At 52.9% G+C, this 24,708-nt stretch carries 25 protein-coding genes and 2 pseudogenes; 24 read left to right on the plus strand and 3 right to left on the minus strand.

Annotated features, from left to right (window positions below):
- Window positions 1-123 precede the first annotated feature (123 nt).
- From argF to FG166_RS02000, 4 genes and pseudogenes are all read left to right on the plus strand, one after another.
- Window positions 124-1,125 carry an ornithine carbamoyltransferase gene (gene argF, locus FG166_RS01985; RefSeq protein ID WP_004563317.1) on the plus strand — a complete coding sequence of 334 codons (1,002 nt, stop codon included), beginning with the start codon at window positions 124-126 and terminating at the stop codon, window positions 1,123-1,125.
- 15 nt (window positions 1,126-1,140) lie between these two features.
- Window positions 1,141-2,070: a carbamate kinase gene (arcC, locus tag FG166_RS01990; protein ID WP_003684249.1), complete on the plus strand. Its 930-nt coding sequence runs from the start codon at window positions 1,141-1,143 to the stop codon at window positions 2,068-2,070.
- Between the two features lie 60 nt (window positions 2,071-2,130).
- A pseudogene (gene arcA, locus FG166_RS01995) lies at window positions 2,131-3,355 on the plus strand (arginine deiminase).
- Between the two features lie 120 nt (window positions 3,356-3,475).
- Window positions 3,476-4,862, plus strand: a pseudogene (locus tag FG166_RS02000) (basic amino acid/polyamine antiporter).
- Between the two features lie 150 nt (window positions 4,863-5,012).
- On the opposite strand, the gene FG166_RS02005 reads toward FG166_RS02000, so the two are convergent.
- Window positions 5,013-6,134, minus strand: coding sequence for a vitamin B12 independent methionine synthase (locus tag FG166_RS02005; protein WP_003684269.1), 1,122 nt, complete (start codon window positions 6,132-6,134; stop codon window positions 5,013-5,015).
- Between the two features lie 463 nt (window positions 6,135-6,597).
- Here FG166_RS02005 and FG166_RS02010 point away from each other — a divergent pair, with 463 nt between their 5' ends.
- The 4 genes from FG166_RS02010 to tsaD all read left to right on the plus strand — a co-directional run bounded on the left by FG166_RS02010 (window position 6,598) and on the right by tsaD (window position 10,110).
- Complete coding sequence (locus FG166_RS02010) at window positions 6,598-7,716, plus strand: aminotransferase (protein WP_004563314.1); 1,119 nt, start codon at window positions 6,598-6,600, stop codon at window positions 7,714-7,716.
- A 70-nt stretch (window positions 7,717-7,786) separates the two neighbouring features.
- Window positions 7,787-8,518 (plus strand): tRNA (adenosine(37)-N6)-threonylcarbamoyltransferase complex dimerization subunit type 1 TsaB, encoded by a 732-nt coding sequence (gene tsaB, locus FG166_RS02015; protein ID WP_137876820.1) that lies wholly within the window; start codon window positions 7,787-7,789, stop codon window positions 8,516-8,518.
- Window positions 8,508-9,107: a ribosomal protein S18-alanine N-acetyltransferase gene (gene rimI / locus FG166_RS02020; protein WP_004563312.1), complete on the plus strand. Its 600-nt coding sequence runs from the start codon at window positions 8,508-8,510 to the stop codon at window positions 9,105-9,107. The genes tsaB and rimI overlap by 11 nt, the downstream gene beginning before the upstream one ends.
- Window positions 9,076-10,110, plus strand: a complete 1,035-nt coding sequence (tsaD, locus tag FG166_RS02025; protein WP_003682528.1) for a tRNA (adenosine(37)-N6)-threonylcarbamoyltransferase complex transferase subunit TsaD — start codon at window positions 9,076-9,078, stop codon at window positions 10,108-10,110. Before rimI ends, tsaD begins: the two co-directional genes overlap by 32 nt.
- Before the next feature lie 135 nt (window positions 10,111-10,245).
- Here the strand turns inward: tsaD and FG166_RS02030 are convergent, their stop codons facing one another.
- Complete coding sequence (locus tag FG166_RS02030; protein ID WP_015638605.1) at window positions 10,246-10,728, minus strand: hypothetical protein; 483 nt, start codon at window positions 10,726-10,728, stop codon at window positions 10,246-10,248.
- Window positions 10,729-10,806: 78 nt separating this feature from the next.
- On the opposite strand from FG166_RS02030, the gene FG166_RS02035 reads away from it, so the two are divergent.
- From FG166_RS02035 to FG166_RS02110, 16 genes are all read left to right on the plus strand, one after another.
- Window positions 10,807-11,160, plus strand: a complete 354-nt coding sequence (locus tag FG166_RS02035; protein WP_003682532.1) for a hypothetical protein — start codon at window positions 10,807-10,809, stop codon at window positions 11,158-11,160.
- The gene (fabZ, locus tag FG166_RS02040; protein ID WP_004563311.1) at window positions 11,084-11,530 is read left to right on the plus strand and encodes a 3-hydroxyacyl-ACP dehydratase FabZ; all 447 of its coding nucleotides are present in this window, start codon (window positions 11,084-11,086) and stop codon (window positions 11,528-11,530) included. The genes FG166_RS02035 and fabZ (FG166_RS02040) overlap by 77 nt, the downstream gene beginning before the upstream one ends.
- A gap of 75 nt (window positions 11,531-11,605) precedes the next feature.
- Window positions 11,606-12,046, plus strand: a complete 441-nt coding sequence (locus FG166_RS02045; protein WP_003682535.1) for a MarR family winged helix-turn-helix transcriptional regulator — start codon at window positions 11,606-11,608, stop codon at window positions 12,044-12,046.
- A 23-nt stretch (window positions 12,047-12,069) separates the two neighbouring features.
- On the plus strand, window positions 12,070-13,029 hold the full coding sequence (locus tag FG166_RS02050; RefSeq protein WP_003682538.1) for a beta-ketoacyl-ACP synthase III: 960 nt from the start codon (window positions 12,070-12,072) through the stop codon (window positions 13,027-13,029).
- Window positions 13,030-13,057: 28 nt separating this feature from the next.
- Window positions 13,058-13,306, plus strand: a complete 249-nt coding sequence (locus FG166_RS02055) for an acyl carrier protein (protein ID WP_003682540.1) — start codon at window positions 13,058-13,060, stop codon at window positions 13,304-13,306.
- Window positions 13,306-14,253 carry an ACP S-malonyltransferase gene (locus tag FG166_RS02060; protein ID WP_003682542.1) on the plus strand — a complete coding sequence of 316 codons (948 nt, stop codon included), beginning with the start codon at window positions 13,306-13,308 and terminating at the stop codon, window positions 14,251-14,253. The genes FG166_RS02055 and FG166_RS02060 overlap by 1 nt, the downstream gene beginning before the upstream one ends.
- Window positions 14,237-14,968, plus strand: coding sequence for a 3-oxoacyl-ACP reductase family protein (locus FG166_RS02065; protein WP_003682544.1), 732 nt, complete (start codon window positions 14,237-14,239; stop codon window positions 14,966-14,968). Before FG166_RS02060 ends, FG166_RS02065 begins: the two co-directional genes overlap by 17 nt.
- Window positions 14,969-14,980: 12 nt before the next feature.
- Window positions 14,981-16,219, plus strand: coding sequence for a beta-ketoacyl-ACP synthase II (gene fabF, locus FG166_RS02070; RefSeq protein ID WP_003682547.1), 1,239 nt, complete (start codon window positions 14,981-14,983; stop codon window positions 16,217-16,219).
- Between the two features lie 2 nt (window positions 16,220-16,221).
- Entirely contained in the window at window positions 16,222-16,668 is a 447-nt protein-coding gene (gene accB / locus FG166_RS02075; protein ID WP_003682549.1) for an acetyl-CoA carboxylase biotin carboxyl carrier protein, read from the plus strand.
- A gap of 2 nt (window positions 16,669-16,670) precedes the next feature.
- Window positions 16,671-17,105, plus strand: a complete 435-nt coding sequence (fabZ, locus tag FG166_RS02080; RefSeq protein WP_003682551.1) for a 3-hydroxyacyl-ACP dehydratase FabZ — start codon at window positions 16,671-16,673, stop codon at window positions 17,103-17,105.
- 20 nt (window positions 17,106-17,125) lie between these two features.
- Window positions 17,126-18,523, plus strand: a complete 1,398-nt coding sequence (gene accC / locus FG166_RS02085; RefSeq protein ID WP_003682553.1) for an acetyl-CoA carboxylase biotin carboxylase subunit — start codon at window positions 17,126-17,128, stop codon at window positions 18,521-18,523.
- On the plus strand, window positions 18,492-19,340 hold the full coding sequence (locus tag FG166_RS02090) for an acetyl-CoA carboxylase carboxyltransferase subunit beta (protein WP_003682555.1): 849 nt from the start codon (window positions 18,492-18,494) through the stop codon (window positions 19,338-19,340). The genes accC and FG166_RS02090 overlap by 32 nt, the downstream gene beginning before the upstream one ends.
- Window positions 19,333-20,106 carry an acetyl-CoA carboxylase carboxyltransferase subunit alpha gene (accA, locus tag FG166_RS02095; protein WP_003682558.1) on the plus strand — a complete coding sequence of 258 codons (774 nt, stop codon included), beginning with the start codon at window positions 19,333-19,335 and terminating at the stop codon, window positions 20,104-20,106. Before FG166_RS02090 ends, accA begins: the two co-directional genes overlap by 8 nt.
- Window positions 20,107-20,123: 17 nt before the next feature.
- Entirely contained in the window at window positions 20,124-20,888 is a 765-nt protein-coding gene (gene fabI / locus FG166_RS02100) for an enoyl-ACP reductase FabI (RefSeq protein ID WP_003682560.1), read from the plus strand.
- 108 nt (window positions 20,889-20,996) lie between these two features.
- Entirely contained in the window at window positions 20,997-21,542 is a 546-nt protein-coding gene (locus FG166_RS02105) for a biotin transporter BioY (protein WP_012390850.1), read from the plus strand.
- Window positions 21,542-22,504 (plus strand): biotin--[acetyl-CoA-carboxylase] ligase, encoded by a 963-nt coding sequence (locus tag FG166_RS02110; protein WP_003682563.1) that lies wholly within the window; start codon window positions 21,542-21,544, stop codon window positions 22,502-22,504. Before FG166_RS02105 ends, FG166_RS02110 begins: the two co-directional genes overlap by 1 nt.
- A 113-nt stretch (window positions 22,505-22,617) precedes the next feature.
- On the opposite strand, the gene FG166_RS02115 is transcribed toward FG166_RS02110, so the two are convergent.
- Window positions 22,618-24,561 carry an ABC-F family ATP-binding cassette domain-containing protein gene (locus FG166_RS02115; RefSeq protein ID WP_014562170.1) on the minus strand — a complete coding sequence of 648 codons (1,944 nt, stop codon included), beginning with the start codon at window positions 24,559-24,561 and terminating at the stop codon, window positions 22,618-22,620.
- Window positions 24,562-24,708: the final 147 nt, after the last annotated feature.

Consider the following 24,708-nt stretch of genomic DNA (forward strand, 5'->3'; position numbering starts at 1 on the left):
GGTGGAAAAAGAAAATCGTTCGGATTTGGTGATGATTCCGGGCGCTTTGCGATGGTCCTTGAAAGCTCTTGCTATACTAAAAATTGTAAAGAGAACACTGATAGATTAAAGGAGGGCCCGAAAATGGCTTTTAACTTACGTAACCGCAGTTTCTTAACTTTGGCTGACTTTAACACTCGTGAAATGGAATACATGCTCGACCTCGCTGAGGATTTGAAGAAGGCTAAGTACGCCGGGACGGAACAACAACACTTAAAGGGTAAGAACATCGCTTTAATCTTTGAAAAGAGCTCCACGCGGACCCGTTGCTCCTTTGAAGTGGGGGCTAAGGATCAAGGGGCGCACGTTACCTACCTCGGCCCATCTGGTTCCCACATCGGCCACAAGGAATCCGTTAAGGACACCGCACGGGTACTCGGGGGGATGTTCGACGGGATCGAATACCGTGGTTTCTCCCAACGTAACGTTGAAATTTTGGCCGAATACTCCGGGGTACCGGTTTGGAACGGGTTAACTGACGAAGACCACCCCACTCAAGTCTTGGCTGACTTCTTGACCGCTCACGAAGTACTGAAGAAGCCATACCAACAAATCAAGTTTGCCTTTGTTGGTGACGGCCGCGACAATGTTTCCAACGCCCTGATGTTAGGGGCGGCCGTAATGGGGATGGAATACCACGTGGTCACGCCAAAGGAACTTGAACCAGAAGCCGAAACCTTGGCAAAGGCTAACGAAATCGCCGCTAAGACCGGGGCTAAGATTGTCGTAACTAACGACGTTAAGGCCGGGGTTAAGGGCATGGACGTAATCTACGCCGACGTATGGGTTTCCATGGGTGAATCCGACGACATGTGGGCAAAGCGGATTGAACTGCTTAAGCCGTACCAAGTTACCAAGGAAGTCATGGAAGCAACCGAAAACCCGAAGGCGATCTTCGAACACTGCTTACCTGCCTTCCACAACACGGAAACGGAAGTCGGCAAGGAAATCGCTGAAAAGTTTGGCCTGACGGAAATGGAAGTTACCGACGAAGTCTTTGAAAGTGAACAATCGGTGGTCTTCCGTGAAGCCGAAAACCGGATGCACACGATCAAGGCCGTAATGGTAGCAACCTTAGGGGACTAAAGAGGAGGAACTGGCATGGCAAAAGTCGTCGTTGCTTTAGGGGGGAATGCCTTGGGTAAATCCCCCGAAGAACAACTGAAGTTAGTTAAAAATACCGCTTCCTCGTTAATTGGACTGATCCAAGCCGGTAACCAGGTGGTGATCAGCCACGGGAACGGGCCGCAAGTTGGTCAAATTAACCTCGGGATGGATTTTGCCGCTCAAAACGGGAAGACCGCGGCGTTTCCGTTCCCAGAGTGTGGGGCGATGAGCCAGGGCTACATTGGTTATCACCTGCAACAAAGTTTGCAAAATGAACTCCACCAGCGGGGAATGGAAAAAGACGTTGTGACGACGGTTACCCAAGTGGTAGTGGACCCTAGTGACCCGGCCTTTGAAAACCCAACTAAGCCAGTCGGTGACTTCTACACCAAGGAACAAGCCGCCCAGATCGAACAAGAGAAGGGCTACACCTTTGTCGAAGACGCTGGTCGTGGTTACCGTCAGGTAGTGCCATCCCCGCTACCAAAGCGGATCGTGGAGTTAAACAGCATTGAAACCTTAATTGAAAACGGGACCTTGGTCATTGCCGCTGGTGGTGGCGGGGTGCCGGTGGTCGAAGAAGGCGGCGCCCTGACCGGAGTGCCGGCCGTCATCGATAAGGACCGCTCTAGTGCCCTCTTGGCGGATAACGTTGACGCCGACCAGCTGATCATTTTAACGGCGGTTGACTACGTTTACATCAACTACAACCAGCCGGACGAACAGAAGCTGACCGAATTAAGTCAAGCACAGGCCCAGGAACTGATCGATGCCGGTCAATTCCCGGCTGGTTCAATGCTACCAAAGATCCAAGCTTGCCTGTCCTTTGTGAAGGGCCACCCAGAACGCAAGGCGATCATCACCTCACTCGCCGGCTTAGACCAGGCCCTAGAAGGCAAGTTAGGAACGGTGATTCACGGTTAATCACCACCCGCTTAATAAAAGAAGCTGGAAACGAAGACTAGATAAGGAGTGCGAGAAACAATGACAAGTCCAATTCAAGTGACCTCCGAAATTGGAAAGCTCAAGACGGTGATGCTTCACCGGCCGGGACGTGAAATTGAAAACATTACGCCCGACTACATGGAGCGCCTCCTCTTTGATGACATTCCGTACTTACCAATTGCCCAAGAAGAACACGACTTTTTTGCCCAAACCTTACGGGACCAGGGGATTGAAGTGCTGTACTTTGAAAAGTTAGCCGCTGAAGCATTGGCAAGTGACGACGTCAGAAAGGAATTTTTAAACCGGATGATCGCCGAATCTGGTTACGTTGCGGGTACCACCCACGACGCCTTATATGACTACCTCTACCAAATGACCCCGCAGGAAATGGTTGACAAGATCATCGAAGGGGTGCGGGGGACTGACATTGACATCGCCCAACCCAACCGGAAATCCGTTTCCGAAAATACGGACTGGCCGTTCTTAATGGACCCAATGCCAAACGCTTACTTCACGCGGGATCCGCAGGCCTCCATTGGTGACGGGATCTCCATTAACAAGATGACTTTCCCGGCCCGTCAACGTGAATCCCTGATCACGGAATACATCATCAACCACCACCCACGGTTTGCGGGGCAAGTTGAGGTATGGCGCGACCGGAACCACGAATCCCACATCGAAGGGGGCGACGAGCTCGTCTTGTCCGACCACGTCTTAGCAATTGGGGTTTCCCAACGGACGACGGCGGACGCCATCGAAGACATCGCTAGAAACCTCTTTAAGGATTCTAACTACGACACCGTGATTGCCATTTCGATCCCACATAACCACGCTATGATGCACTTGGACACGGTCTTCACGATGATCAACCACGATCAGTTTACCGTTCACCCGGCGATCCTAGATGACAAGGGTGAGGTTGACAACTGGGTCTTGCACCCGGGCAAGGATGGTGAAATTACCATCGAGCACCATACTGACATTAAGGCGGTCCTCAAGCAGGCCTTAAACAAGCCGGAAATTGACCTGATTCCAACCGGGGAATGGTGACCCAATCGTGGCCCCACGGGAACAATGGAACGACGGCTCCAACACGTTAGCGATTGCACCGGGTGAAGTGGTAACTTACAACCGTAACTACGTTTCAAACGCCCTGCTTAAAGAACACGGGATCTTAGTTCACGAGGTTCGCTCCAGTGAACTATCCCGGGGTCGGGGTGGCCCACGGTGCATGTCTTGCCCAATCGTACGTGAGGACCTCTAAGATAACGAAAATTAGTAACGCATTGAACCAAAGAAGGTGGAGGTGAGTAGTGGTCAGTTCAATACCACGGGCTCACTTGCACCTTTTTTGCGGGTTGAGGAAAAAAGGAGGAAAATCAAGATGGAAAACAAAAACGGAATTGGGCGCATTGGTCTGATTGCCCTGATCGTCAGTTCCTGTATTGGGACGGGGATCTTTGGGATCACCAATGCGGTGGCCGCCGCGGCGGCACCTGGGCCCGCTCTACTAGCATGGCTCTTCGTCGGTTTTGGCTTTTTGATGCTCGTTTTTGCGCTTAACAACCTATCGGAAAAACGGCCGAACCTGGAAGCGGGTATCTTCTCATATGCCGGCGCCGGCTTTGGGCCGATGGGGGAATTTATTTCCGGTTGGGCCTACTGGTTGTCAGCTTGGTTGGGTAACATTGCCTTTGCCACCATGCTGATGAGTGCCTTGGGGACCTTTTTCCCGGTCTTTAGCAACGGGCAGAACCTAATGTCGATCATCGTGGCCATTATCTTCTGTTGGGTTTTGACCCTCCTCGTTAACAGCGGGGTGGAAACGGCGACCTTTATTAACACGATTGGGACCTTCTTTAAGATCATTCCACTGGTATTATTCATCATTATTTCGATTATCTTCTTTAAGGCCGGTATGTTTACGACCGACTTCTGGGGCCACGTCGCTAACAACCTTTCCAAGGGGACGGAAACGGGCTCGGTATACACCCAGATGAAGGGGACCCTGCTGACACTGATCTGGGTCTTCATTGGGGTTGAAGGGGCCTCCGTCATGGGTCACCGGGCCAAGGACCGGACCCAAGCCCAACAAGCGACGATCATCGGGTTCATCCTCTTGTTGATCATTTACGTGATGATTTCGATTATTCCTTACGGGACCCTGACCCGGGCCCAACTGGCCGCCGCTAGTCAACCAGCCCTGGGGGGCCACGATTATCAACGTCGGCTTAATTGTTTCGGTAATTATTTCCTGGCTTTCCTGGACGATGCTGCCAGCCGAAACGACGATGCTAGTTGCCGAAGACAAGGCAATGCCAAAGGTGTGGGGTAAACTCAACGCTAAGAAGGCCCCAACGGCCTCGCTGATGATCACCGGGGTTTTGCAAACGATCTTCCTGTTCTCCTTACTCTTCACTGAACAAGCCTACAACTTTGCTTACTCACTGGCCTCCGCCGCCATCCTCTTCTCCTACCTTTTTGTGGGGCTGTACCAAATGAAGTACAGTCAAGAACACCAAGAGTGGGGACAGTGGACGATTGGACTCTTGTTGGTTCTCTTCCAAATTGCCTGCATGTTCTTGGCCGGTTGGCAACAAGTGCTCCTGGTTTCGATTAGCTTTATTCCGGGCTTTATCATCTACTACCAAGGGGTACGTGAAAATAACCGGACGATGAGCGGGGGCGAAAAGGGAACGATGGTTGTAGTCTTAGCCTTTAGTTTAATTGCCATCTTCCTGATCTTTAACGGAACGATTGCCGTTGGGTAGAAAAGAGGTGGCAAACAACTTGCTCGGCCGTACTTAGGCGCTAGGTCTGCGGTTGTTAACCACGTTAGCGATGTAGCGTTTAGAAAACATAAAAGCCACCCGTTACCGATTAGGTAGCAGGTGGCTTTTGTGTTCAGGGGGTGACACGCGTTAGCCCCAAACCGCGTCCGCAATCTCCTTAATGAGCTTAAGCTTGGCCCATTGTTGCTCTTCGGTTAAGATATTGCCTTCTTCCGTGGAGGCAAACCCGCACTGGGGACTTAAGGCTAGGTTAGCTAGTGGCACTTCTTTAGCGGCTTCGTGGATCCGGGCGATGACTTGGTCGGGGTCTTCTAGTTGACCGTCCTTAGAGGTGATTAGCCCCAAGACGATGGTGACCTGGTCGCGCTGATTGAGGATCTTCTTGAGCGGGGCAAAGTTACCGTCGCGTTCTTCGCTGTCGTATTCCAAGAAGAAGCCGTCGTAATTGAGCTGGGCTAAGTAAGGGGCCACCGGGGCGTACCCACCGGAAAAGAGGAAGGTGGACTTGAAGTTCCCCCGGCAAATGTGGGTGGTAATTGTTAGGTCGGCCGGCTTGTCTTTTAAGGCTCCGTTAATTACGGTGACGGCGTCTTGGCACAGTTGGACGTACTTTTGGTGTTCTCCAGGTTGGTCCTTAGTTTCGTTGAGCTTACTGATTAAAAAGGCCCAGGTGGTGTCGTCAATTTGCAGGTAACGGCAGCCGAGTTCGTAAAAGCGGTGGATCGTTTGTCGATAGGCCGTTGCCAGGTCAGTTAAGTAGTCTTGGTAGCGGTCGTAAAAGTCCGGCCAGTGGTCGGAACGGTTATCCCGGAAGAGCATCGTTGGTGACGGGATCGTTTGCTTAGCTAAGACGTCCGGGCCGGCCTGCTGGTTGGTAAATTGGAAGTGCTTGAAGAAGGGGTGGTCAGGGTTGTAGGCCACCTTGCCGACCAGTTCGGCGTTGTCGGTACGGGTTTTGGCACCCTTAAACCGGTAGCTTTGGTGGTAGTTGTAGTGACCAACCCCGGTCAGCCCCCACAAGAAGTCCAGGTGCCACCAGCTCCGCCGAAATTCACCATCGGTCACGGCGTGCAGGCCGACCGCCTTTTCCTTTTCAATTAAATCGGTGATACAGGCGTCTTCCACGGCGGTTAAACCGGCTTGATCCAGTTCGCCCTGCTTGAATTGCTCCCGGGCTTCCTTGAGCTTTTGGGGACGCAAAAAGGAGCCGACGATGTCATTTTTAAAGGGCGCGGTTAAAGTTGTGGTCATAATTAAACATCCTTTCTATCTGAACAATGGTGTGGGAACTAAAAAACGTCCCTAGAAAAGACCATTGTCTTCTCTAGGGACGCATTCAAGTTATCTTAAAAGCGTGTTACCACCCTAATTCGGTTCTCCCTCACGGCAAAACCCTCACGAGGTACGTCCAAACGGAGATACCCGGGGTGATAACGGGCCCAACCGCCACCAGTTAATGAATTCACTGGTCGAACTTGCTCCCAGACCATCTTCACTAGTTAGCCACCCCGTGGTTCTCAGCTCCCCCACTTCTCTGGGTGGGGGCCAACTAGTTACTCATCTGTTCTCAGCAACTTATCATTTAATTTTCATCATTCTAAGCCAGGGGGTGGTAAAATGCAAGTACTAAATTTAATCCGGGCGCCCCTTGTTAAACCCGGTGAAGGCGCGCTAAGATTAAATGAAAATGGTTTTAATAGAAAGGGTGGGACAGATGGTTGAATTAGCACCGTTTGGCGTCGAAGCTTGGTTAAATAAATGGGAAAAAAAGGCCCGCTACGATATTTCACAAAGCACAATTGCCTCCTTATCGATGGCGGACCTACGGGAGTTGGACGATGATCCCAATACCCTAGACAAATTACTCTTTGACGCTAAGCTTAATTACGGTTTGATTGAAGGTTCACCAGCCTTTAAAGAGGCGGTAGCGCAACTGTACGAGCACGTCGACCCCGACCAGGTTCTGCAAACTAACGGGGCCACTGGTGCTAACCTAGCCGTCCTCTACGCACTGGTTGAGCCCGGAGATCAAGTGATTGCGGAGTACCCTTCTTACCAACAGTTATTTGACATTCCACGCTCGCTAGGAGCGACGGTTGATTACTGGCGCCTACGCGAAGAGGAAGGGTGGCAGCCGCGGTTGGCTGAGTTAGCTAACTTGGTCACCGAAAAAACCAAGCTCATTTGCTTAAATAACGCTAATAACCCCACTGGTACGGTACTAGACAGGGAGACGTTAAGTCGGGTAGCTGAGATTGCCCGTGAAGTAGGGGCTTACGTTTTGGTTGACGAGGTTTACCACCCACTAATGAAAAACGGGACGGCTTGTTCGATCGTCGACCTCTACGAACGGGGGATTGCGACCGATTCCCTGTCAAAGACCTACTCGGTACCGGGACTACGGATTGGCTGGACGGTGACGAACCGGGAAGTGGCCGACCGTTTGCGAAGCGTCCGGGACTACACCATGATTTGTGGTGGGGTGGTCAACGACCTGTTAGCCACCTACGTCTTAAACCACCGTCACCAGGTTTTGGCGCGCAACCGGGCGTTGGTGGAACAAAACTGGGCCCTGTATCAAGACTGGCTGGCCAAGGAGCCGCTGGTTTCCCTAGTGGCCCCGGCCGGGGTCTCAACCTCCTTTCCCCGCCTGTTAATTGAAGAAGACACGGTTAGTTTTTGTACCCGGTTACTGGAACAAACGGGCGTCTTGTTGGTTCCCGGGGAGGCTTTCGAAACGCCCCACCACGTTCGTTTAGGCTACTGCGCTCCCCAACCGGTTTTAAAGGAAGGGTTACGCCGGTTAAGCACCTTTTTACACGCCCAAAACTAAGGCGAATAGGATGGACAATTGCTGGTGGGGCGAGTATCGTGGGTATGTTAGAAAAAAGTAGAAGGGATCGATGGAATTGAAAATTTTGGCGATTGACACCTCGAATCACCCGATGAGTATTGCCCTGGTGGAAGACGACCGCCTCATGGCCCAAACGACCCTGAACATGGTCCGCAACCACAGCGTTTACGTTTTGCCGACCATTGAACGGTTAATGGATGATTTGGGCTGGACACCAGCGGATTTGAACCGGGTGGTGGTGGCAAACGGTCCGGGTTCGTACACCGGGATCCGGATTGCCACCACGACGGCCAAGGTTTTGGCCACGACGCTGGGGATCGACTTGGTGGCTGAATCAAGCCTGAAGGTCTTGGCGACCAACGTTCTTCCCGATGACAAGCGCTTGATCGTCCCCTTTTTCGACGCCCGGCGTGGCAACGTCTTTGCCGGTGGGTACCAGTACCAAGCGGGAAAGTTAGTGGCGGTGATGGAAGATCAGCACTGCGCCTTTAGCGACTTAATGGTTAGGGTGACCCAACAGCCACAGGGCGTTTTGTTAATTGGGCAAAGCACACCGAAACTGGCCGACGAGCTGGCCAAGTTGCCCACTAACGTAACTTTAGCGCCTGCCGATTTAACCCTGCCGTCAACGTACCACCTGGCCCTGCTGGGAAGAACGGCCATCCCGGTCGCCGATCCGGATGCCCTGGTGCCAGACTACCTACGACTCACCGAAGCCGAGGCCCAGTGGCAAAAGCAACATCCCGGTCAAACGGCCCAGGAGTACGTTCATGAAGTTTAACGACCTATTGCACCGGCTGATGACTAGGGAAGGGGGTAATCCCTCGCTCTGCTTTGCGACACGGCGGGTGATGATTGCGGGGGACCCGTACATTCTGCGCCAAGCAACGGTCGAAGACGCCCCCACCTTGGTCGAAATTGAACGGGTTATCTACGGGGAAGCCCCGTGGAACGCAGCGGCCTTCGTGGGCGATATTAAACGGCCCGACCGCCTTTACGTGGTGGTGGAAACTACGGGTAAGGTGATCGTGGCCTTGGTGGGGTTGTCACTGCACTTTCACCAACGGAATGGTCACATCACCAACATTGCCGTTTCCCCAGCTTACCAGGGACGGGGAATGGGGACCTATTTAATGAAGGCGATGATGGCCGTGGCCGTGGCTCACAAGATGACGTCGATGAGTCTAGAAGTGCGGATTGAAAATCGAGGCGCCCAACACTTGTACCGTCGCCTGGGCTTTGAGGTGTGTCAGCAAAAACACCATTACTACCTGCCCGACGGTGGTGACGCCTACGAAATGAAAACGAAGTTAATGAGGATGGGGGAACAGCGAGCAAATGGTAAAACGAAACCTGATCTTGGCCTTTGAATCGAGTTGTGATGAAACCAGCGTGGCGGTGATCGAAGATGGTCACCGTGTGTTATCAAACATCGTGGCGACGCAGATTGCTAGTCACCAACGCTTTGGTGGGGTGGTACCAGAAGTGGCCAGCCGCCACCACATTGAACAGATTACCAAGTGTACCAAGGAGGCCCTGGAGCAAGCCGGAGTTAGTTATCAAGACCTAACGGCGGTGGCGGTTACCTATGGCCCGGGGTTAGTCGGTTCCCTTTTGATTGGGGTGACGGCCGCTAAGACGATCGCATGGGCCCACCAACTACCGCTCGTGCCGGTCAACCACATGGCCGGTCACTTGTACGCGGCACGGTTCGTGAGTGACTTTACCTACCCGATGCTTGGGTTGTTGGTTTCCGGTGGTCACACGGAGCTGGTCTACATGAAAGAAGAGCACGATTACCAAATCATTGGTGAAACCCGCGATGACGCCGCTGGTGAGGCCTACGATAAGGTGGGCCGGGTGATGGGGATCAATTATCCGGCCGGGAAAACCGTCGATCAGTGGGCAGCCAAGGGGCATGACACCTTCCACTTTCCGCGGGCGATGGAAAAAGAGGATAACTTTGATTTCTCCTTTTCTGGCCTTAAATCGGCCTTTATCAACACGGTTCATAACGCCGACCAACGGGGCGAAGTTCTGGATAAATATGACCTGGCGGCGAGTTTCCAGCAGAGTGTCGTTGACGTCTTAGTCGCCAAAACCATTCGGGCGTTAGATGAATTCCCGGTTAAGCAACTGATCTTGGCCGGGGGGGTCGCCGCTAATCAGGGGCTCAGAAAGCAGCTAAGCGCCGGTCTACAAGCCAAGCATCCCGAGGTGCAATTACTTCAGGCCCCGCTCAAGTATTGTGGAGATAACGCCGCCATGATCGGGGCGGCCGGCTACGTTAACTACTTACACGGGGATCGGGCCGATGGTTCCTTAAACGCCGTGCCAGGCTTGTCCTTTGCCCACCTGAAAGAAGAAAACTAAGGGCAATTAAGGGGCCAGGGGAAAATCGTTTTTCCCGGCCCCTTACTGTAGCCACGAATGTTAGACAGAAAACGTGGTAAATAAAAGCTGGCGAGCACCGTTTCAAACGGTGCTCGCCAGCTTTTTTAATAGTGCCTAGTTTACCTCTAGTGAGCCATCGTGGTAAACGACAACGGTTAGGGCAATGGGATTGGGGGCGCCGTTATTAATCGCTTTTTGGGAGGTTGCTTGCAGGCGGTAGGCGTAACCATCGTAGCTGACGCACTCCCAGGTCCAGTCTCCGCCGTTGGTACCTAGTTTGTGGGAGGCCACCTTGATGGCGGCCTCCTTTGAAATAACCCGGGGGCCGTGCCAACGGTGATTGCCCGTGGAAGCGACCGTTATTTGGGTGGTGGGGGAAGCCGAATTAGACGAAGAAGCGGAGGCGCTAGAAAAAGTGGCTGACGATGATTCGGCGCTCCGTTGCTTAGTGCTGGAACTTGTGCCTTTGGATTCGGAGATGGTGGTTTGGCTAGTGGTGGTCCGGTTGGTGGCCGTGGTTAAGCCGTGCCACCCAATTCCGCTGATTAGCCCAATGATCAAAAGGGTGATCAGCGAATAGGAAAGTGGTTTTTTCATTTTAATCCTCCCAAATTTCACTTTATTCTACTCTAGGCCCCGTGGGGATTCAATTAGGGAAATCGTGAACTTTTTGTGATGGCAAAAACAGTGAAGAATACTTTGATAGTCGAAACAAAAATGAAAAAATTTAGCGGGTCGTTTTCTAGTAAAATGAATAAAAGTTCATGGATAACCGGTCGCGTCAAATTGGCTCTGAAACAAGATAGTTTGAAGGATCAAACTATTACCTTTGTTGGGGTCGGGAGAATTAAAAATGCCGAAGATGGTTTGACAGTGCAAAAGACATTGAATATAATTCCACTATCGAATCTTTTGATACTCGAAATACTTTTCGACAAGGTAGGTGACAAAATTGGCACTGATGACAGCGCAAGAGGTGATGGATCTGATTCCAAACCGCTACCCGATTTGTTACATCGACGCGGTTGACGAAATGGAACCAGGCAAGTCGATCGTCTGCACGAAAAACGTGACGATCAACGAGTCATTCTTTCGGGGTCACTTCCCGGGCAACCCGGTGATGCCAGGGGTTTTAATTATTGAAACCCTGGCCCAGGCGGCTTCGGTCTTGATCCTCAAGTCGCCCGACTTTTATAAGAAGACGGCCTACCTGGGCCGGGTCCGCAAAGCAAAGTTTCGCGGGATGGTTCGGCCGGGGGACGTCTTAAAGCTCCACATCGACATGGAGAAGGTTCGCTCGCGCATGGGAATTGTGAAGGCCGTTGCGACGGTTGACGACCGGCGGGTTTGCAGCGCAGAGCTGACCTTTATCGTGGCGGAGCGAGAGGAGAAACTCTAGGAGCAAATTCGTTTATAATGTATTTTGATATTCAAATTATTCGAATTGCTAGAATAACGAGAGGAGAAATGCATTATGGATGACGACTACCGGGAAATCAATCAGGCCTTGGTGCGGGTTTACAACGGGATCATGTGGATTGAAGAACATGAACTCAGGAAATCCTCCTTCTCGGACTTGACCATCAAGGAGATGCACGCCAATGATGCGATCTCGATGTATAACCACCAGACGGCCTCGCAGGTGGCCAAAAAACTCCACCTGTCGCCGGGTACCATGACCGCCACCACTGACCGCCTGGTTCGCAAGGGGTACGTGCAACGGTTTCGAGACGAGCATGATCGCCGGGTAATCCGCTTGGGCTTAACTAAACGGGGGCGGGTTTTGTACCGCTCCCACCGGGCCTTTCACAACATGATGGTGAAGAGTTTTTTGAAGGGGACCGATGAGGAACAAAAACGGGTGATCCGCCGTTCCTTGATGAACCTCGAGGCCTTTTTAGATGAAAAATCCTGATTCTAGAAGAAAGGAAAATAGCCATGCGGATACTTGAAACCGCAAGTTACGTTCCCGCCCGGGTGGTCACTAACGATGAGTTGAGCCAGTTGATGGACACCAGCGACGAATGGATTACCACCCGTACGGGGATTAAGCAGCGTCACATCAGCCAAGGAGAGACCACCTCTGACTTGGCGGTTAACGTAGCTAATCAGCTTTTAGCAAAGGCGGGGCTAGCCGCGGAACAAGTGGCCCTGATCGTGGTGGCCACCATGTCACCCGACAGTTACACCCCGTCAACGGCGGCAATTGTCCAGGGACAAATTGGGGCAACCAAGGCGGTGGCCTTTGACCTGTCAGCGGCGTGTTCGGGCTTTGTTTACGCCCTCCACACGGTTGAGCGGTTATTAAACCCTGGTCAGCGGGCCCTAGTGATCGGTAGCGAGGTCTTATCCAAGCTGATTGATTGGCAAGACCGAACCACGGCGGTTCTGTTTGGCGACGGGGCCGGCGGGGTGCTGGTGGAACAAGAAACTACCGGGCCCTCCCACGTGTTGGGCGAGCACCTAGCCACCTTTGGCGACCAAGCCGACCAACTGAGTGCCGGGCAAACGACGCCATTAACGTCCTTCCCGGGACCGGTAACGAAGGTCGCTCCCTTTACGATGAACGGGCGGGCCGTTTACCGGTTTGCCACTCATGAGGTGCCCACTTCAATTCGGTTAGCAGCCCAACAGGCCGGGGTAACCATTGAAGATATTGACGCCTTCTTGTTGCACCAAGCCAACGCCCGGATTATCGATCAAGTGGCGAAGCGTTTGCAACTGGATCGCCAACGGTTTCCCGTTAACATCAACGAATACGGGAACACGTCGGCGGCCAGCGAGCCAATTTTATTTGCCGAAGAAGTTCAAAAAGGTCACCTACGTCGGGGCGACCTGGTGGCCCTAAGCGGTTTCGGCGGTGGACTGACCGTTGGAACCCTAATCTTAAGATACTAAATTAAAATTAAAGTGAGGAAAATTTACCATGACTAAGGAAGAAGTATTTGAAACTGTTAAGAACGTTGTTGTTGAAGAATTGGACGTTGACGAAGACCAAGTAACCTTGGACGCTAAGATCAAGGACGACCTGGAAGCCGACAGCCTGGACGTGTTTGAAATCATGAACGAACTGGAAGACAAGTTCGACATCCAATTAGACGTTGAAGAAGGGATCGAAACGATCGGCGACGTGGTTGACTTTGTTAAGAAGCAACTGGACGAAAAGGACGCCTAATGCAAATCGGGGTTCTTTTTAGCGGGCAGGGCGCCCAGAAACCTGGGATGGGGGTCGACTTTTTGGGCGACCCCCTCTTTTGTCAATTGGTAGAAGAAGCGAGTCAAGCCACCGGTCTCGATATCGCCACCCTGATGAAGGGTGAGGGGGGCGAACTTGATTACACCAAGTACGTTCAACCAGCCCTGGTGACGGTTTCTTATGGGATTTACCGGATGTTGGAACGCGACCTGCAGTTACCGATTGCCGGGATGGTCGGATTGTCACTGGGTGAATACGCCGCTTTGATGGCGGCTGGGGCGCTAGACTTTACACCGGGAATGGCCTTGTTAGCCGACCGGGCCCGCTACATGCAAGAAGATGCCGACCAAGTCCCGTCCACCCTTGCGGCGATTGTTGAGCCCAAGTTGGACATGGTCAGCCAAGCGGTTGAAGCTGCACAAGCGGCTGGGCAAGGAGTTTACTTTGCTAACTACAACTCCCCGGACCAGGTGGTTTTAGGGGGGGCTAAGGAAGCCTTGGAACAAGTGGTTGAAGAAATCACGGCTAAGGAAGCGGCGAAAAAAGCCGTTGTCTTAAAGGTCTCCGGGGCCTTTCACACCCCGTTCTTTAACGGTGCGCGCCAGAAGATGACGGAGCGCTTAAAGACCGTCGCCTTCCACACGCCAACGGTGCCGGTGATTTCTAACACCACCGTGACCCCGTTTGAAAAGGAGGGACTGGCTGACGTCTTGGCCCGGCAACTGGCAGTGCCAACTCACTTTGGTGACGACTTAGCCTACCTGATTAACCACCAAGGGGTTGATACGACCTTGGAAATTGGGCCGGGCAAGACCCTCACCCGCTTTGCTAAGCAAGTTGATCGCAAGCTGACCCGCTACCGGATCAGTAGCCTGGCCGATTACCAGGCCTTTGTTAAGGAGGTTTCTGATGGAACTCAAGGATAAGGTTGTCTTTATTACCGGTTCAACCCGGGGAATTGGGGCGGCAACCGCCCTGGCCTTTGCTAAGCAGGGGAGCCGCTTGGTGTTAAACGGGCGCCACGACCTCGATGATGATATGAAGCAAAAGCTAGAAGAAGCTGGCGCCGATTACAAGTTCTTGATTGGTGACGTAGCTGATGAAGAATCGGTGGCTCAATTAGCCAAGGAGGCTTGGGATGCCTACGGGCACATCGACGTCTTGGTTAATAACGCCGGGATCACCCGCGACCGTCTGATTGGCGGAATGAAGGTAGCAGACTTTGACCAGGTGATCGCCGTTAACTTGCGGGGACCGTTTTTACTGATTAAGGCCTTGATCAAGAAGTTTAACAAGCAACGCTCTGGTGCCATTATCAACCTGGCTAGCGTAGTTGGATTACACGGTAATGCCGGGCAGGCCAACTACTCGGCAAGTAAGGCCGGCATCGTTGGCTTAACCAAGACGGTGGCTCGTGAAGGGGCCATGCGGGGAATTCGTTGCAACGCCATTGCACCCGGGATGATTGCTAGCGACATGACGGCCGCCCTTTCCGAACGGGTTCAAGAGGGCATCGTGGAACAAATTCCGCTTAAGCGACTAGGAACGGTCGATGAAGTGGCACAATGCGCAATCTTCTTGGCGCAAAATGATTACGTTACCGGCCAAGTATTGGTCGTTGACGGTGGGATGACGATTTAGGAGGAACACAAGATGACACGCGTAGTAATCACGGGAATGGGCGCCATTGCCCCGAACGGAAACGGCTTAACCGCCTTCGTAGAAAACAGTCTGGCCGGCCAGGTCGGGATCAAGAAGATCACTAAGTTTGATGCCGAAGAGACCGGGATTGCGGTTGCAGGTCAAATTGATGATTTCGATCCCGCTGAAGTAGTCGGCAAGAAAAACGCCCGGCGGATGGACCTCTACTCCCAATACGCCATTCAAACGGCCCAAGAAGCCGTTGACATGGCCGGAATCAACGAAGATAACACCGCCCCAGAGGACATGGGGGTGATCTTTGGGTCTGGGATCGGGGGCTTAACCACGATCCAAGAACAAATCATTAAGATGCACGATAAAGGACCAAAGCGGGTTTCGCCAATGTTTGTTCCGATGGCTATTTCCAACATGGCGGCCGGTAACATTGCGATTCGCTTCAACGCCCAAAACATGTGCTCGGCGGTGGTAACGGCATGTGCTTCCGGGACGAACGCGATTGGTGATGCATACCGTCAAGTCAAGGAAGGTCGAGCCCAGGTAATGATCACTGGGGGGAGTGAAGCCTCCGTTAACGAAATCGGGATTGCCGGGTTTGCGGCCCTGACTGCTTTGTCAACGACCGAAGATCCACTGAAGGCCTCCAAGCCGTTTGATGTTGATCGCAACGGGTTTGTGCTGGGTGAAGGGGGCGCCGCCATGGTGCTCGAAAGCCTCGAACACGCCAAGGCTCGTGGGGCAAAGATCCTCGGTGAAATTGTTGGTTACGGGGCGACGGGGGATGCCTACCACATCACCTCACCGGATCCTACGGGGAAGGGCGCCGCGCGGGCTATGCAACAGGCGATTGACGAAGCCGGAATTACGCCAGCCGAAGTCGCATACGTTAACGCTCACGGGACGGCTACCCACGCCAACGACTCTGGTGAAGCGCACGCCATTCAAACGGTCTTTGGCGAAGGTTCCGAAGTTAAGGTTTCTTCGACCAAGGGGATGACCGGACACCTCTTAGGGGCTGCCGGGGCAATCGAAGCCGTTTTGACGGTCGCTGCCTTAGAACAAGGAAAGTTACCAGCTAACGTTGGTTGCGATAACCAAGATCCTGATTGCCCAGTCACCTTGGTAACCGCAGAAAACCAAGCAGCACCACAAGCACGCTTTGCCATCAGTAATTCCTTTGGCTTTGGGGGTCACAACGCTGTGCTGACCTTCAAGAAGTGGGAGGATGATTAAGGATGGAACTCAAGGATTTAGAGAAGCTGATGAAGGTGTTTGAAGAATCCGACAGTCGCGAGTTTAAGCTTGACGACGGGGACTTCCACCTTTACCTGAGTAAAAATAAGCACCACGCCCCCGTTGAGGCCCCGGTTCAAGCAGCCCCGGCCCCAGCTGCGGCGCCGGCGGAACCACAAGCCCCAGCTCCCGTCGCAAAGGAGGCACCGGGGGTTAGTGTGAAGGCCCCGTTGGTGGGGACCGTCTACTTACAACCGAAACCGGGGGCCCCGGCCTTTGTTAAGGTTGGCGACCGGGTTGAAGAAGGCGACGTGGTTTGCGTAATCGAAGCAATGAAGATGATGACCGAAATCAAGAGTGATCACGCGGGGATCGTGAGTGCGATCAACGTTAAAGACGGGGAGTTAGTTGAAGTAGAACAACCCCTGATCACCCTCAAGGAGGACTAACGATGAGTAAGGTAATGCTTGATAGTACGGCAATTCAAAAGATTATCCCGCACCGCTACCCAATGCTTTTGATCGACCGGGTCGAAGAATTGGTGCCGGGGGAAATGGCGGTTGCCAAGCGCAACGTCACGATCAACGAAGCGGTCTTTAATGGCCACTTCCCAAACAACCCGGTGTTACCGGGAGCCTTAATCGTGGAATCACTGGCCCAAACTGGGGCGGTGGCCCTCTTATCCCAAGAGGATTTCAAGGGCAAGACGGCCTACTTCGGCGGGATCGAATCCGCTGAATTTCGGAAGGTGGTACGCCCCGGCGATACTATGAGGTTAGAGGTCCACTTGGAAAAGGTCCGCGGCCACATTGGCCTGGGCAAGGGAGTGGCAACCGTCGATGGCAAGCGAGCTTGCACGGCGGAACTGACCTTCTTCATTGACTAAATAGATAGGGGAAGAGAAGAATGTTTGCGAAGGTTTTAGTAGCTAACCGGGGGGAAATTGCGGTCCGCATTATCCGTTCCTTGAGGGAACAGGGAATCAAAGCGGTGGCGATTTATTCGACCGCTGACCGCGACAGCCTTCACGTTCAGCTTGCTGATGAAGCGGTGTGTGTGGGGGGGCCCCGCCCGCAAGACTCCTACCTCAATATGAAAAACATCCTGGCCGCCGCCATTGGAACCGGGGCCCAGGCGATTCACCCCGGCTTTGGTTTCCTGTCCGAAAACGCCACCTTTGCCCAAATGTGTGATGCCGTCGGGATTACCTTTATCGGTCCCAAGGCCGCCACAATTGATTTGATGGGGAATAAAGAGCACGCCAGAGAGCAAATGCAAAAGGCGGGTGTGCCGGTGATTCCGGGGTCGGATGGGTACGTTCAAGATGCCCAGACTGCCCTAGCGGTGGCCAACAAGATTGGTTACCCGATTTTGCTGAAGGCCGCTGCCGGTGGTGGTGGCAAGGGGATCCGAAAGATCGAACAGGCCAGCGACTTGGAGAAGGCCTTTAGTGAGGCCCAGGCTGAGGCACGGGTATCCTTTAACGACGACCGGATGTACCTGGAAAAGATCATGGAAAACGTTAAGCACATTGAGGTACAGGTATTCCGTGATCGCTTTGGTAATGCCGTTTACTTCCCGGAACGTGACTGTTCCCTGCAGCGTAATAAGCAAAAGGTGATCGAAGAAAGCCCGTGCTCGTTAATTTCAGAAGATAAGCGGCGTGAGTTAGGTGAGATCGCCGTGCGGGCCGTCAACGGAATTGATTACCTCAACACTGGGACCCTGGAATTTTTGATGGACCAGGACCAGAACTTCTACTTCATGGAAATGAACACCCGGATCCAAGTTGAGCACACGGTTACGGAAATGGTGACGGGAATAGACCTAGTCAAGGCGCAACTAGTGGTGGCGGCTGGGGAAGCCCTACCGTTTGCCCAAGCTGACATCAAGGCCCAAGGGGTCGCCATCGAATGCCGGATCAATGCTGAGGATCCAAAGCGGGGCTTTTTCCCGTCAACCGGGAAGGTCACTTACTTATACCTACCAGTTGGTAACCTCGGGATGCGAATCGACACCGCCTTGTACCCGGGGGTAACCGTCAGCCCATATTATGACTCGATGGTGGCGAAGGTAATTGCCCATGGTAACGACCGTCAGGAGGCCATTTCGCGCCTGAGGCGGTTGTTAAATGAAATGGTAATTACCGGGATCACGACCAACCAGAATTTCCACCTGGCGATTCTAAACGATCCGGTCTTTAATGAAGCCACCTTTACGACTAACTACTTAGAACAAGAATTTTTGCCACGCTGGAAGGGGGAATTGGCAAGTGAAACTCTACAAGGCGAAAAACACCCTTAGTGAGCGCCACGTTCAAGCTGACCGAACGGCCGACGCCAAGGTCCCCGATGACCTGTGGCGGACCTGTCCAAAGTGCCAGCGGACCTTATTTGCCGCCCAGATGGATGAGTACGCTACGTGCCCGGGCTGCGGGTACGGGTTTCGGATTAGTGCTAACCAGCGGCTGAGTTGGCTGGTGGATTCCGCGGTGCCAATGGACACGGCTTTACAAACTCAAGACCCCTTAAATTTCCCGGGTTATGAGGGGAAATTGAAAAAGGCCCAGGAAAAGTCCGGCCTCAATGATTCGGTTTGGACTGGCCGTGCCCGGATTGGTGACGTTGACTTTAACTTAGGGATCATGGACCCGACCTTTATTATGGGTTCCTTGGGGACGATTACCGGCGAAAAGATTACCCGCCTGTTTGAAGACGCCACGAAAAACCAGCGTCCGGTCGTCCTCTTCACCGCCTCCGGAGGGGCCCGAATGCAAGAGGGGATTATGTCCTTGATGCAGATGGCCAAGGTTTCAACGGCGATTGCTGAACACGATGCCGCCGGCTTGCTGTACATTGTGGTCTTAACCGACCCAACCACGGGTGGGGTGACGGCCAGTTTTGCCATGGAGGGGGACATAATTTTGGCTGAACCGCGGGCCTTAGTTGGCTTTGCCGGCCGCCGGGTGATCGAACAAACCACGCACACGGAAATCCCGGCCGACTTACAGGATGCCGAAAACGTCTTAAAGCACGGTTTCATCGATCACATCGTTACCCGCCAGGATGAAAAGACGACCTTAGCCTGGTTAATGAAGTACGGGGGGAAGCAAAATGACTAAGGAAAACGCTTATGCCATTGTTCAAGCCGCCCGTAGCGCCGGGAAGGTGACGGGGCTAGAGATCATCAACCAACTCTTTGATAACTTCTTTGAGCTGCACGGGGACCGCAACGGGACCGATGACCCGGCGATCATTGGGGGGCTAGCCACCTATCACGGCCGCCCAGTTACGGTGATCACCACCGACCGTGGGAAGACGGTTGGTCAACGGGTTGCCAAGCACTTTGGGAGCCCGGCACCTGGTGGCTACCGGAAGGCCCTGCGCTTAATTGAAAACGCCGCTAAGTTCCACCGGCCGGTGATTGCCTTGGTCAACACGGCGGGAGCCTACCCGGGCCAATCCGCCGAAGAACAGGGGCAAGGATCGGCAATTGCCCAAAACCTGCTCAAGATTAGTCAGGCTAAGACCCCACTGATCACCCTGATCTACGGGGAAGGGGGCAGTGGGGGCGCCTTAGCCCTGGCCTGTGGCGATGAGATCTGGATGCTAGAAAAGAGCACCTACTCCGTCCTTTCGCCGGAGGGTTTTGCTTCGATCCTGTGGAAGGATAGTAGTCGGGCACCGGAAGCGGCCGCCGTCATGAAGATGACCCCCCAGGCACTCCTTGAACAAGGGGTGATTGAAGGGATCATCGAAGAAACAACTGATCACCAAGCAACCATTCAAAACATTGATGTTGTCTTAGAAAAACAACTTGCAACGCTGGCCCAGCTGACGCCCGAGGAACTCCTCAAGCGGCGCCGGGCACGATACAGAAAGTTTTAGGGGGATTAAACAGACTCATGGAAGGATTATTAGCGAACAAGACGATTGTGGTGATGGGGGTTGCCAACCGTCGTTCGATTGCTTGGGGTTGTGTCCAGGAAATGGAAAAGCAAGGGGCTACGGTAATTTACACCTACAACCGGGAACGGACCTTAAAGCGCCTGACTAAGCTAGTGGGCGAAGAAAAGGCCGACCGGATGATTCAATGTGACGTGGCCAGTGATGAAAGCATTCAACGGGCCTTTCAACAGATTGGTGAACAATTCGGCCAACTGGACGGGGTGGTTCATTCCGTTGCCTTTGCCAACCCGGCTGAACTAGGTGGGGAAATGACCGACGTTTCACGCGAGGGTTACGCCCTGGCCCAAGACGTTTCGGCCTACTCCTTAATCGCCGTTTGCCGGGCCGCAGCCCCGTTGCTAAAGAACCCAGCTAGCGTGGTCACGATGTCGTACTTTGGGGCCGAACGGGCGATCCCTAACTATAACGTGATGGGGGTAGCCAAGGCGGCTCTAGAGGCCAACGTCCGCTATTTAGCGCGTGACATGGGTAAAAATGGGGTGCGGGTCAACGCCATTTCGGCTGGCGCCCTGAAGACCTTAGCGGTGACGGGGATTCAAGGACATGGTGAATTATTGGCCATGTCGAAGGCCCGGACCGTCGATGGCAAGGATGTTACGATCGAAGAGGTGGGCGGCACCGCCACCTTCTTAATGAGCGATCTGTCCACCGGGGTGACCGGTGACGTAATTTACGTTGACAAAGGTGTCCACTTAATTTAATATTTATTCGCAATTATTCAATTAGTCCCTTGCGGGGGACTTTTTCATGGCATGATTGTAACCCTCTTGGATTTTTTAGGGTTACAAAAGAGAAAGGATGAAAAATCAATGACGCAAAGTCGTACACGTATAACTGAATTAACCCGGGCCGGGATGGTCCTAGCCGTAATTATTGTTTTAGCCTTCTTCCCGGGGATCCCAGTGGGTATTTTGCCGGCCCCAATTGTGTTGCAAAACGCCGGGATCATGCTGGCGGGTGAATTATTGGGGGCCAAGAAGGGGACCTTGGTCATGGTTTGTTTCTTTATCCTGGTGGCCGTTGGGATGCCATTTTTAACCGGTGGTGCCGGCGGGGTCGCCGTCTTCTTCAGTGCCTCAGCGGGTTACTTTGTTGGCTGGCTCTTGGCCCCGGCGATCATCGCATCGATCATGAACCTCAAGGCCAACCCATCTTGGTTATGGGAGTTCTTCGCCGTTTTAATCGGTGGGGTACTCTTCATCAACTTAGCGGGTTCAATTGGGTTAGTCTTCATTACCCACATTAGCTTCAAGGCTGCCCTGATTGGGAGCGTCGTCTACATGCCGGGGGACTTGTTGAAGGCCATCTTGTGCGTAACGATTAGCCAACAGCTCCACCGGGTGGGGTGGCGTTAATGGCGACCAAAGAACGGCTATTAGCCCACTTACTTTCAGCGCCAAACCAGTGGTTTTCCGGTCAGAGCCTAGCCGACCAATTAGGCGTTAGCCGGGAGTCGGTTTGGAAGGCAATTCGTTCCCTCCAACAGGCCGGCTACCAAATTGATTCGGACCGCAAACGGGGTTATTGTTACCGGGGGACTGCTAAAATGTTGGCACCCGTAATTGAACTGGGCCTAGGCACCACGAAGGTAAAACTAGTGGTGGAAGAGGAACTCGAATCAACCCAAACCACGGCCCGGCAACTACTAGCAACGGGAGATTCGACCGCCCCCCTCGTTGTGATTGCTGACCACCAAATCGGGGCCTACGGGAGGCGGGGCCGGGCCTTTTATGCCCCGAAAGCCACGGGCCTTTATATGACGATTGGGGTTCCAAACGTTACCTTTCCTGGGCAACCAGGCTTGTTAACGACCGGAGTGGCCGTAACGGTGGCAACCGTCTTAAAACGGTTTTTCCCCGCCCAAAGACTGAGTTACAAGTGGGTCAATGACCTGTACTTGGGACACCAAAAGGTAGTGGGGATTTTAACGGAAATGCAAACCGACCTGGAAGCCACTAGCCAGACCTCTTTGGTAATTGGGATTGGCATTAACTTGACCACTAAGGAATTTCCGGCTGACTTAAAAGAAAAGGTAACCGGAATTGACCCGGCGGCCACGGTTGATCGTAACCGTCTAGCTGCGGAGTTGATCGAAGCAGTCCTAAGCGACCTCCCCGACTATTCCCAAGGGATCTTTTTACCGGAGTACCGGGCACACTCCCTGATTTTGGGGCGGTCGGTAAGCCTTCAAATTGGGCAAACGACCTTTAGCGGAATCGCCCAAAACATTGATGACCAAGGCCAACTAGTGGTTAGGGCGCCTAATGGTCAGCTAAGAACCTTCTCTTCCGGGGAGGTTACTAAGGTCAACTTCTAAGGAGGATTGCCTTGCAGGCCACACTTAGACGCGAGACCAAGGATAACCAATTAACAGCCGAAAATTAAAAACGAGGTTAAGAGTAGTTTGTTAGCTCTTAGCCTCGTTTTAATTTAGTTATCAAATTCTTCTAGCCGTTCGGCGGCCGCGGTCCATTGTTCTTCGACGTCTTCTAGTTGCTTTGTCAGGGCGTCGAGCTCTTTTTGCAGGTCGGTCAGTTTGCCGATGTCGGTCGCCACGTCCGGGTCGGCCATCTGGGTTTCAACTTGCTCTTGTTGTTCGCCCAACTGGTTCATCTGTTCTTCAAGGTCAGCAACGGTCCGTTGCAACTTACGGCGGGCCTTTTGGGCTTCTTTGCTTTGTTGGTAGGACTGTTGGGCAGCGGAACCAGCCTTGGGGGCCCTTTTTTGGTCCGGGGTGGTTGAATCGTCGGCGCTGGCTTGTTCTTGTTCGGTGACCGCCCGTAGGTAATCATCGTAATCCCCCTGGTAGCGGGTAATGCCGTCTTTTTGCATTGCTAAAACATCGGTAGCTACCTGGTTGATGAAGTAGCGGTCGTGGGAAATGAAGAGGACGGTACCGTCGAAATCGTTAATCGCCCCTTCTAAGACCTCGCGACTGTCAATGTCCAAGTGGTTAGTCGGTTCGTCAAGGATCAAGAAGTTAATCGGTTCAAAGGAGAGCTTAGTCAGCTCCAAACGGGCCTTTTGTCCCCCTGACAGGTCGCTGACGTGTTTGTAGACGTCGTCACCAACGAATAAAAAGGAGCCCAAAAGGTTGCGGATCTGGGTTTCATCAATTTCGGGGTGGTCGTCCCAGACCTCGTCTAAGACCGTCTTTTCCGGGTGAAGCTGCTGTTGTTCCTGGTCGTAGTAACCAATGTCTAGGTTAGCGCCGAACTTAATCGTCCCCGCGATCGCCGGCATCTTTTTTAGCAGTGTCTTTAACAGGGTTGACTTACCGATCCCGTTGGGGCCAATGATCCCGATGCGTTGGCCCTTGCGTTCGTTAAAGGTGAGGGGACCAGCTAAAACGGTGTCTTGGTAGCCAATTTTGAGGCCTTCGACGTCTAGGACCTCGTTGCCACTCTCCTTTTGGGAGCTAAAGGAGAAGTGGATGGACTTGTCATCGGTTTGGGGGCGTTCCATGCGTTCCATTTTTTCTAATTGGCGGCGCCGAGCTTGGGCGCGCTTGGTGGTGGAGGCCCGCACTAGGTTCTTATTAACGAAGTCCTCAAGCTTGGCAATCTCTTTTTGTTGTTGTTCGTAATGCTTCATTTCCGTTGCCAAGCGGGCGGTCTTGTTTTTAACGAAGGCCGAGTAGTTTCCCGTGTAGTGGTGGAGGGTTTGGTTATCGAGGTCGTACACTTCGTTGACCACCCGGTCTAAGAAGTAACGGTCGTGGGAGACAATTAAAAGGGCGCCCGAGTAGCCCTTTAAGTAGTCTTCTAACCAGGTTAACACCCCCATGTCCAAGTGGTTGGTCGGTTCGTCTAAGATCAGTAGCTGGGGGGCTTGTAAAAGGATCTTGGCTAGAGCCAGCTTGGTTTTTTGTCCCCCGGATAAGGAGTTGACGGGGCGTTGGTAGCTTTCTTCTTCAAAGCCAAAACCGGTCAAAACGCCGCGCATCCGGGAGTCAATCTCAAAGCCCCCCGCCTCTTGGAACTGCTCTTGCAGGCGGTCGTAATCCCTTAAGATTTCTTGGTAGCGGTCGGTGGTTGAATCAACCGTTGCCAACTGCCCTTCTAAGTGGTGAATTTCAGCTTCCATTTTGTGGAGGGGACCAAAGACGGTGTCTAATTCCGCCCAGATCGAGTTCTGGCTGTCAAGGCCCTGATCCTGGGCTAGGTAGCCAATGGAAAGTCCCTTGGCCTTGGTGATGGTTCCCTCGTCGGGCTGGGTGATCCCGGCAATCATCTTTAAGAGGGTCGTCTTCCCAGCTCCGTTACGGCCAACGAGGGCGACGCGGGCATGATCAACGACCTGGAGGTTAATATTGTGAAATAAGACGTCGGCGCCAAACCGGCGGAGGACATCGTTAGTTTGAAGTAACAACATGAGTGGTGATCCTTTTCCTATTTTAGCTACTTCAAAGTGTAGCATAGTTTATCTTAAAACCGAAAAAATAACCAAAAAGTAATGAATGTTAGTTCACAAACAAACTAGAGGTTGTTAGAATGAGTAAGGAATAATATTTCACAATCA

The organism is Limosilactobacillus fermentum (assembly GCF_013394085.1).
Taxonomy (GTDB): Bacteria; Bacillota; Bacilli; order Lactobacillales; family Lactobacillaceae; genus Limosilactobacillus; species Limosilactobacillus fermentum.

Bases quoted from the DNA above. Each gene is read 5' to 3' on its own strand.
- argF (WP_004563317.1), top strand. From the start codon at position 124: ATGGCTTTTAACTTACGTAACCGCAGTTTCTTAACTTTGGCTGACTTT.
- arcC (WP_003684249.1), top strand. From the start codon at position 1,141: ATGGCAAAAGTCGTCGTTGCTTTAGGGGGGAATGCCTTGGGTAAATCC.
- FG166_RS02005 (WP_003684269.1), bottom strand. From the start codon at position 6,134: ATGACCACAACTTTAACCGCGCCCTTTAAAAATGACATCGTCGGCTCC.
- FG166_RS02010 (WP_004563314.1), top strand. From the start codon at position 6,598: ATGGTTGAATTAGCACCGTTTGGCGTCGAAGCTTGGTTAAATAAATGG.
- tsaB (WP_137876820.1), top strand. From the start codon at position 7,787: ATGGAATTGAAAATTTTGGCGATTGACACCTCGAATCACCCGATGAGT.
- rimI (WP_004563312.1), top strand. From the start codon at position 8,508: ATGAAGTTTAACGACCTATTGCACCGGCTGATGACTAGGGAAGGGGGT.
- tsaD (WP_003682528.1), top strand. From the start codon at position 9,076: ATGGTAAAACGAAACCTGATCTTGGCCTTTGAATCGAGTTGTGATGAA.
- FG166_RS02030 (WP_015638605.1), bottom strand. From the start codon at position 10,728: ATGAAAAAACCACTTTCCTATTCGCTGATCACCCTTTTGATCATTGGG.
- FG166_RS02035 (WP_003682532.1), top strand. From the start codon at position 10,807: ATGGCAAAAACAGTGAAGAATACTTTGATAGTCGAAACAAAAATGAAA.
- FG166_RS02045 (WP_003682535.1), top strand. From the start codon at position 11,606: ATGGATGACGACTACCGGGAAATCAATCAGGCCTTGGTGCGGGTTTAC.
- FG166_RS02050 (WP_003682538.1), top strand. From the start codon at position 12,070: ATGCGGATACTTGAAACCGCAAGTTACGTTCCCGCCCGGGTGGTCACT.
- FG166_RS02055 (WP_003682540.1), top strand. From the start codon at position 13,058: ATGACTAAGGAAGAAGTATTTGAAACTGTTAAGAACGTTGTTGTTGAA.
- FG166_RS02060 (WP_003682542.1), top strand. From the start codon at position 13,306: ATGCAAATCGGGGTTCTTTTTAGCGGGCAGGGCGCCCAGAAACCTGGG.
- FG166_RS02065 (WP_003682544.1), top strand. From the start codon at position 14,237: ATGGAACTCAAGGATAAGGTTGTCTTTATTACCGGTTCAACCCGGGGA.
- fabF (WP_003682547.1), top strand. From the start codon at position 14,981: ATGACACGCGTAGTAATCACGGGAATGGGCGCCATTGCCCCGAACGGA.
- accB (WP_003682549.1), top strand. From the start codon at position 16,222: ATGGAACTCAAGGATTTAGAGAAGCTGATGAAGGTGTTTGAAGAATCC.
- fabZ (WP_003682551.1), top strand. From the start codon at position 16,671: ATGAGTAAGGTAATGCTTGATAGTACGGCAATTCAAAAGATTATCCCG.
- accC (WP_003682553.1), top strand. From the start codon at position 17,126: ATGTTTGCGAAGGTTTTAGTAGCTAACCGGGGGGAAATTGCGGTCCGC.
- accA (WP_003682558.1), top strand. From the start codon at position 19,333: ATGACTAAGGAAAACGCTTATGCCATTGTTCAAGCCGCCCGTAGCGCC.
- fabI (WP_003682560.1), top strand. From the start codon at position 20,124: ATGGAAGGATTATTAGCGAACAAGACGATTGTGGTGATGGGGGTTGCC.
- FG166_RS02105 (WP_012390850.1), top strand. From the start codon at position 20,997: ATGACGCAAAGTCGTACACGTATAACTGAATTAACCCGGGCCGGGATG.
- FG166_RS02110 (WP_003682563.1), top strand. From the start codon at position 21,542: ATGGCGACCAAAGAACGGCTATTAGCCCACTTACTTTCAGCGCCAAAC.
- FG166_RS02115 (WP_014562170.1), bottom strand. From the start codon at position 24,561: ATGTTGTTACTTCAAACTAACGATGTCCTCCGCCGGTTTGGCGCCGAC.